The following is a 6,545-nucleotide window of genomic DNA, read 5'->3' as shown; positions in this document are numbered from 1 at the left end:
ACGCCTCGGCCGAGGCCGAGCGGCGCGTGACGGCCTTCGCTCCGACGTCCACCATGCGCGCTCGGCCGTCGGGGCCGAGGTGGTTCAGGTCGCGCCGATCTTTCGTCATGGCGCTTCCCCTTTCACAAACGCGCTCCCCTTCCGGCTTCGCCCTACAGGCTACGCCGGACAAGTCGGGTCGCGGCTAAACGTTCGCATCCTGCGCGCCCACGCCACCATCACCGCGCCCACATTTAGCCGCCCAGTTTACTGGGCGCGTTATTCTAAATGTGCACGACCTGCGCGCCCACGCGGCAACGGCACGCGCCCACCAAGGTGGGCGGCTAAATGTGTGCACGACCCGCGCGCCGCGCGGCAACGGCACGCGCCCACCAAGGTGGGCGGCTAAATGTGCACGACCCGCGCGCCGCGCGGCGGCTAAACATGTTCACCCGCCGATGCGGACCATGAGGTCCTGCCGGGCGAAGCGCCGGGCGTCGCTCTTCGCGCGCAGCGCCTGCTCGACGGCCCGGGCGAGGTTCGCTTCGTCCGGCTCGCCGGGCGCGCGCAAAGCCGCCCGCACGTCCACCCCCCGCCGCTGACCCAGACAACCGAGCAGCCGGCCGGTGGTCGTCAGGCGAAGGCGCCGGCACTCGCCGCAGAACGGCTCGGAGCACGGCGAGACGAAACCGACGCGTCCGGTGCGGCCACCCGAGTCGCGGGCGAGGAACGTCCCGCTCGAAGAGCCGGGCTCGTCGGCGAGCGGCTCAAGGTGCATCGCCTCGGCGACGCGGCGGCGGACCTCGGCGGAGGAAACGAACCACCGCGCGTGGTTCGGGGCCGCCTCGCCAATCGGCATGAGTTCGAGGAACCGGACCTCGCAGCCCTGCTCGAGGCCGAAGCGCGCCAGGGGCACCACCTCCTCGTCGTTGATCCCCCGCAAAACGACCGTGTTCAGTTTGATGGGGGCCAGGCCGGCGTCGCGTGCGGCCGCGATGCCGCGGAGCGTCCGGGCGAGGTCCCCCCCGCGCGTGAGTCGGCAATACTTCTCGGGGTCAAGCGAGTCGAGGCTGACGTTGACGCGCCGCAGGCCCGCGCGGCGGAGGGGTTGGGCCATCTCGGCCAGGCGCTGGCCGTTCGTCGTCATCGCCAGGTCCGCCAGGCCCATCTCGGCCAGTCCGCGCACGAGGTCCGCGAGGCCGCGGCGAAGGAGCGGTTCGCCCCCCGTCAGGCGAACCTTCGAAAGGCCGAAGCGGTCCCGCACGAAACGGACGAAACGCAGGATCTCCTCCAGGCGCAGGACCTCCTCGTGGGAGACGAGGGCGACGCCCTCGGGCGGCCGGCAATAGAGGCACCGCTCGTCGCAGCGGTCAATGACCGAGACGCGAAGCGAAATGGGACGCGAGTCCTGCATCCTTCCCTTCCTGGCCGGGTTCCGGCAAACGGGGCCCGCATCGCCCGTCGCCACGCTGCCCCATTATACGCATCCGCGCGTGCGATTGAAGGGAAAGCCGGACTATCCGCGGCCCGGCCGGGAAGAATCGGGTAGAATGCGGCGGCCCGCGGCTAGGGGGGGCGGCAAGTTCGTTCAGGCGCTCGTCGGCGGACAGGCGGTTGGGATCGTCGTGGAACCTTCCTTCGCCAGGGCCCACCACGGGCGGGTGAACTTCCGCCTTCGCCGAGGCTTCGGCGGACAAGACGTCGGACAAGTCGGGCTACGGCAGCCAGGGTTTGAGGCGGTTGTGTTCGGGCAACGAGTGCAACGGGGCCAGGCAAGGCCGCGTATCATGTCCGGCGTGTCCGCCGCTTCGCCAGACCCTTCAGACGCTCAACGTCGCCCGCTGCCAGCGCCTCCTTCTTGGCGCGGGACCATCGCTTGACTTGGGCTTCGCGCCGGCGCGCTTGGACAAACGCGGGGAAGGATTCCGAGTAAGCCAGTTCAACGGGCGGGTCCCGTTGTGTCGTCCGGCACGCCTTTCCTTCGAAGTGTTCGCGCCAGCGGCGCTCCAGGTCGGTGGTGGCGCCCGGATAGAGAAGCCCTGAACGCAATCGCAGCATGTAGAACCAAGCAGACATTGGACTCTCGTGGAATGGCCCTTCGACTCCGGCGCTTCGCGCCTCCGCTCAGGGCCATTCGACTCGCCCTCGCGTTGGCCGAAGGCCATGAGCGAGCCCGAGCAACGCGAGGGCGAGTCGAATGGCTCCCCGGGCAGGACTCGAACCTGCAACCTAGCGGTTAACAGCCGCGCGCTCTACCATTGAGCTACCGGGGAACCCATTTGCGTCCGACCGCCCCGCCAAGGGGGCATCCGCATCTATCGACGGGCGCCAGTGGCACTCTTGAGTTTCAATGGCACGCGCGGAGGGAGTCGAACCCCCAACCCTCGGCTCCGTAGGCCGATGCTCTATCCAATTGAGCTACGCGCGTGCACGAACAGCCACGACGGGCCAACTATAGCCCCGGCGGGGCCCTGTGTCAAGGTTGCCGGCCCTGGGACATGGGCTGCGGGGTCAGAGGCGGTTTCAAAACCCGTGCAACCCCTCACCCCGGCCCTCTCCCACAAGCGGAACGTCCCGCCGGGGGGGAGAGGGGGTCATGAAACAGGCTCTAGGAACGGCACTTGGCCATCCAGGGGCAGGCGTCTTTCTGCGGACACCGCGCGCAGCCGTACTCACGCGACACCAGGGGCAGAACGACAAACGCATTGACGGCAAAGAGAACAACCAGGGCAAGCAGGAGCCACGAAAAGGCGTTCACGAGGAAGACGATCCCGGCCACGAGCGGGATGAACCAGAGTGGCACGATCACCGGAATGTGCCGGCGAAATTGCCGTGCAAAACCGTCGGGGCCCTTCCGCGCCCGCAGTTTCGGCGCGATCCGCCCATAGCCGCACGGGCAGAGGCGCGTGTCGTAAAAGTGGCAGTACGGACAGATGAAAGCCATGACCCAGACCGTCCCCGCCACGCCATAGGCGATGAACAGCACCGGTCCGAGCCAGCGCCAGACGCCCGCTCCCGCACCCATCCACAGAATCGCCGCGCCCACGAGGACCACGGCGCCGTACGGCAGGTTGTCGATGATCTCCTGGAGGGGCCTGACGTCCGTCGCGTCGCAGTTTTCCGGCCGCGAGGGATGTTCCTCGCTGGTCGTTTCTTCCGTCATCTCTTCAACGTTCGTCACAGCCGTTCTCCTGGGGCGGCTCAGGTCGTGGCGAAGCATTCTAATCGGGCCGGCGCGCCAACGCAAGAAGCGGATGGCCCCGCGGCCCTGCTTTTTGGCGGTGGACCTCGCCGGTGGCAAAACCTATAATGCGGGGCCGTACGCCACGGAATGAACCGCCGTACGTCCCGAAACGGAGGGATTTGTGACGTCGCTGGATCGCCTGCCGCCATCCGAATTGGCCGAGAGAATCGCCCGCCTGCGGCGAAATCGGCGGGCGGTCATCCTCGCCCACAACTACCAGACGCCTGAGGTCCAGGACATTGCGGACATCGTGGGCGACAGTCTGGCCATGGCCCGCGAGGCCCGCAACGTCGAAGCCGAGGTGATCGTCCTCTGCGGCGTGCGGTTCATGGCGGAGACGGCCAAGATCCTGAACCCAGAGCGGACGGTCCTCATGCCAGACCCGAACGCGGGTTGCCCGATGGCCGACATGATCGCGCCGAGAGAACTGGCGGAGGCGAAGCGCCGGCACGCGGACGCGGCGGTGGTCTGCTACGTCAACTCCTCCGCCGCCGTCAAGGCGATGAGCGACATCTGCTGCACGAGCGCCAACGCGGTCCGCGTCGTCGAGTCCATCCCGAAGGACCGGCCGATCCTCTTCGTCCCCGACGAGAGCCTCGGCGACTACGTCGCGCAGCAGACGGGGCGGAAGAATCTGATCCTTTGGCCGGGCTTCTGCCCGACGCATCACCGGATCCTGGCGGAGCACGTCGCCGCGCGGAAGCGAGACTTCCCCAAGGCCGAAGTCCTCGTCCATCCCGAGTGCACGCGCGACGTGGTGGCGCTGGCGGATTTCGTCGGCTCGACGAGCCAGATCATCCGGCGCGTGTCCGAGTCGCAAGCCAAGGCATTCATCATCTGTACGGAACTCGGCGTCTGCCACACGATCCGCCGCGCGAATCCCGGCAAGACGATCGTCGAGATTTCGAGCCTGGCGGACTGCCCGAACATGAAACTGAACACCCTGGAGAAGATCGCGTGGGCGCTGGAGGACCTGGAGGTCCGCGTCGAGGTCCCCGAAGACGTGGCCGGGCGGGCGCGGCAGGCCATCGAGAGGATGCTCGCGCTCGCGTGAATCGCACCGCAATCACCACAAGCCGATAGACAGACCATGACCGAACCGAACCCCCAAGGCGAAGAACTCACCGCCCGGCCCGCTGAAACGGGCGGGGACGCGGCGGCGCGCCAGCACGACCCGCCTCTGCGCCTCGTGGACCTCATCGACCTGGAAACGCTTCAGGCGATCCAGGACGGCTTTGCGGAACTGGCGCAGATGGCGACGAGCATCCGCGACGACAAAGGCCGACTCGTCACCCGGCCGAGCCGCTCCAGCCGATTCTGCGACCTCCTGGGCGGCGCGCAGCACGACAACGAGGCGTGTTCGATCTCCAATTATGCCGCGGCAGCGGCAGCCAAGACAGCCGACGCCCCCGTCAAGTACGTCTGCCACGCCAGCCTCGTCCAGTTCGCCGCCTCCATCCGCGCCAAGGACCGCCTGCTCGGGACGATCGTCCTGGGGGATTTGCCCGAACGGCCGATCACGCGCGACGAGGTCGCCGACCTCGCCCGCGTCCATAACATCAACGAGGAGGAACTCCGGCAGGCCGCCCGGGAACTTTCCATCTGCTCCGACGTCAACACGCGCGCCGCCATCGCGTTCCTCCAACTGTTCGCCAACACCCTCACGCGCCTCTGCTACCAGCAGGTCGTCCTCCAGGAACGCATCGACGAATTGACACTCCTGGCCGATACCAGCCGCCTGCTCTCCTCCACCCTCGAGCCCGACCTGGTGCTCGACAACATCGTTCGGACCATGGCGGAGGTGATGAACGTCAAGGCGTGCAGCCTGAGGCTCCTGAACGAGACGGGCGACGAACTCGTCATCAAAGCGACCTACGGCCTGTCGAAGGCGTACCTGAAGAAGGGGCCGGTCATCGTCGCGGAGAACCCCCACGACCAGGAAGCCCTCCGCGGCCAGATCATCACCATCCCTGACATGCGCACCGATCCGCGCGTCCGCTATCCGGAGGAGGCGCGCCGCGAGGGCCTGGTGTCCAGCCTCGCCGTCGGCCTCATCGCCCGGGGCAAGCCCCTCGGCATGCTCCACATCTACACCGACCGCCCGCACGCCTTCCCCGCGGAAGAGGTCCGCCTCTTCCGGAGCATCGCCGACCAGGCCGCCGCCACCGTTTACAACGCGCAACTCGTCGATCAGATCGCCCAGACGCGCCAACAGCAGCGGGAACTGGCGCTGGCGTCCCAGGTGCAGCGCCGGCTCCTGCCCGCACGCCCGCCCAAGGCGCCGGGCTACGACTTCTTCGCCGTCACCGTCTCAAGCCAGGAAGTGGGCGGCGACCTGCACGACTGGATCGAATTGCCCAAGGCGAACATCGGCATCGCCGTCGGCGACGTAGCCGGCAAAGGCGTCCCCGGCGCCATCCTGATGGCCAGCCTGCGCGCCGCCCTCCGCGCCCAGGCCGAACACGTTTACGAACTCGACCACATCATGGACCGCGTCAACCAGGGCCTGACGGCCGAGACCGAGCCTTCGGAGTTCGCTACGCTCTTCTACGGCGTTCTGGATACGCGCGCCCGCCGCCTCACCTACTCCACCGCCGGTCACGAACCCCCCGTCCTGCTGCGCGGAGGCGATGTGCGGCGCCTCGCGGTCGGCGGGCCGTTGCTCGGCGTCGACCGCCAAGCCACGTACGCCTACGAGGCCGTCGCCCTCCAGAGCGGCGACACGCTCGTGGTCTTCTCCGACGGCGCGTTCGACGCGACGAACTTCGCCGGGGAACACTTCGGAAGGGAAAGGCTCCTGGAATCCATCCGCCGGCACGCCGGCCACCCCGCCGAGCGAATGGTTCAGGAAATCCGGTGGGACATCCGCCGCTTCGCCGGCCTCGCCCCCCGCGCCGACGACATGACCTTGCTGGTCGTCAAGGTGCTCTAATTCTACAACGCCATCTCAACGCAGAGAGCGCAGAGCACGCAGAGAACAGCCCAAATAGGGAAACGGCGAACAGCGTGCGTTGACAACGGCGGAAACTGTCTTGCCGTTGTTACCCGAGCCTCTCTCTGCGGCCTCTGCGCTCTCTGCGTTTAGATAAGGCTATAGATACGCAGATTCACTTTATTTCGCCGACCGGCTTTCCGTCCGCGCGGAAACGGATCGGTTCCCACGCCGGGATTTCTTCGGGACCCGTCTGGAGCCACCGACGCCACGCCGTCCGGTCGTACCCGAAGTCTTTGCCCGTCAACTGCTTCAAGGCCTTCAGAATCTCCGGGTGCCGGACCTCGATGCGCTCGTAGTCCGGCCCGACGTGGCGCCCGGTCATGGCGA

7 protein-coding genes and 2 tRNA genes are annotated in these 6,545 nt (G+C 67.4%); 2 read left to right on the top strand and 7 right to left on the bottom strand.

Annotation, left to right across the window (positions count from 1 at the left end):
- The 6 genes from moaC to NTX40_09370 all read right to left on the bottom strand — a co-directional run.
- A partial coding sequence (moaC, locus tag NTX40_09395) for a cyclic pyranopterin monophosphate synthase MoaC (GenBank protein ID MCX5649290.1) occupies window positions 1-109 on the bottom strand: 109 nt, incomplete at its 3' end.
- Window positions 110-427: 318 nt separating this feature from the next.
- On the bottom strand, window positions 428-1,393 hold the full coding sequence (gene moaA / locus NTX40_09390; protein MCX5649289.1) for a GTP 3',8-cyclase MoaA: 966 nt from the start codon (window positions 1,391-1,393) through the stop codon (window positions 428-430).
- Window positions 1,394-1,764: 371 nt separating this feature from the next.
- Window positions 1,765-2,055, bottom strand: a complete 291-nt coding sequence (locus tag NTX40_09385; protein MCX5649288.1) for a GIY-YIG nuclease family protein — start codon at window positions 2,053-2,055, stop codon at window positions 1,765-1,767.
- Between the two features lie 122 nt (window positions 2,056-2,177).
- Window positions 2,178-2,252 (bottom strand) — tRNA-Asn (locus NTX40_09380).
- A 78-nt stretch (window positions 2,253-2,330) separates the two neighbouring features.
- A tRNA-Arg gene (locus NTX40_09375) sits at window positions 2,331-2,407 on the bottom strand.
- 180 nt (window positions 2,408-2,587) lie between these two features.
- A complete protein-coding gene (locus tag NTX40_09370) occupies window positions 2,588-3,160 on the bottom strand; it encodes a hypothetical protein (GenBank protein ID MCX5649287.1) in 573 nt (190 codons plus the stop codon).
- A gap of 184 nt (window positions 3,161-3,344) precedes the next feature.
- Here NTX40_09370 and nadA point away from each other — a divergent pair, with 184 nt between their 5' ends.
- Together nadA and NTX40_09360 are read left to right on the top strand one after the other, a co-directional pair.
- On the top strand, window positions 3,345-4,277 hold the full coding sequence (gene nadA, locus NTX40_09365) for a quinolinate synthase NadA (protein MCX5649286.1): 933 nt from the start codon (window positions 3,345-3,347) through the stop codon (window positions 4,275-4,277).
- A gap of 36 nt (window positions 4,278-4,313) precedes the next feature.
- Window positions 4,314-6,155, top strand: a complete 1,842-nt coding sequence (locus NTX40_09360) for a SpoIIE family protein phosphatase (protein MCX5649285.1) — start codon at window positions 4,314-4,316, stop codon at window positions 6,153-6,155.
- Between the two features lie 175 nt (window positions 6,156-6,330).
- Here the strand turns inward: NTX40_09360 and NTX40_09355 are convergent.
- Window positions 6,331-6,545 (bottom strand): hypothetical protein (locus tag NTX40_09355; GenBank protein ID MCX5649284.1); only part of this gene is annotated, 215 nt, incomplete at its 5' end.

The sequence above is a fragment of the Planctomycetota bacterium genome (assembly GCA_026387035.1).
Classification (GTDB): domain Bacteria; phylum Planctomycetota; class Phycisphaerae; order FEN-1346; family FEN-1346; genus JAPLMM01.
Note: the sequence above shows the minus strand (reverse complement) of the source record. Positions and strands in the feature narration are given on the sequence as shown.

What these genes read in the sequence shown, in the direction of transcription:
- moaA (MCX5649289.1), bottom strand. Translation starts at nt 1,393, where the DNA reads ATGCAGGACTCGCGTCCCATTTCGCTTCGCGTCTCGGTCATTGACCGC.
- NTX40_09385 (MCX5649288.1), bottom strand. Translation starts at nt 2,055, where the DNA reads ATGTCTGCTTGGTTCTACATGCTGCGATTGCGTTCAGGGCTTCTCTAT.
- NTX40_09360 (MCX5649285.1), top strand. Translation starts at nt 4,314, where the DNA reads ATGACCGAACCGAACCCCCAAGGCGAAGAACTCACCGCCCGGCCCGCT.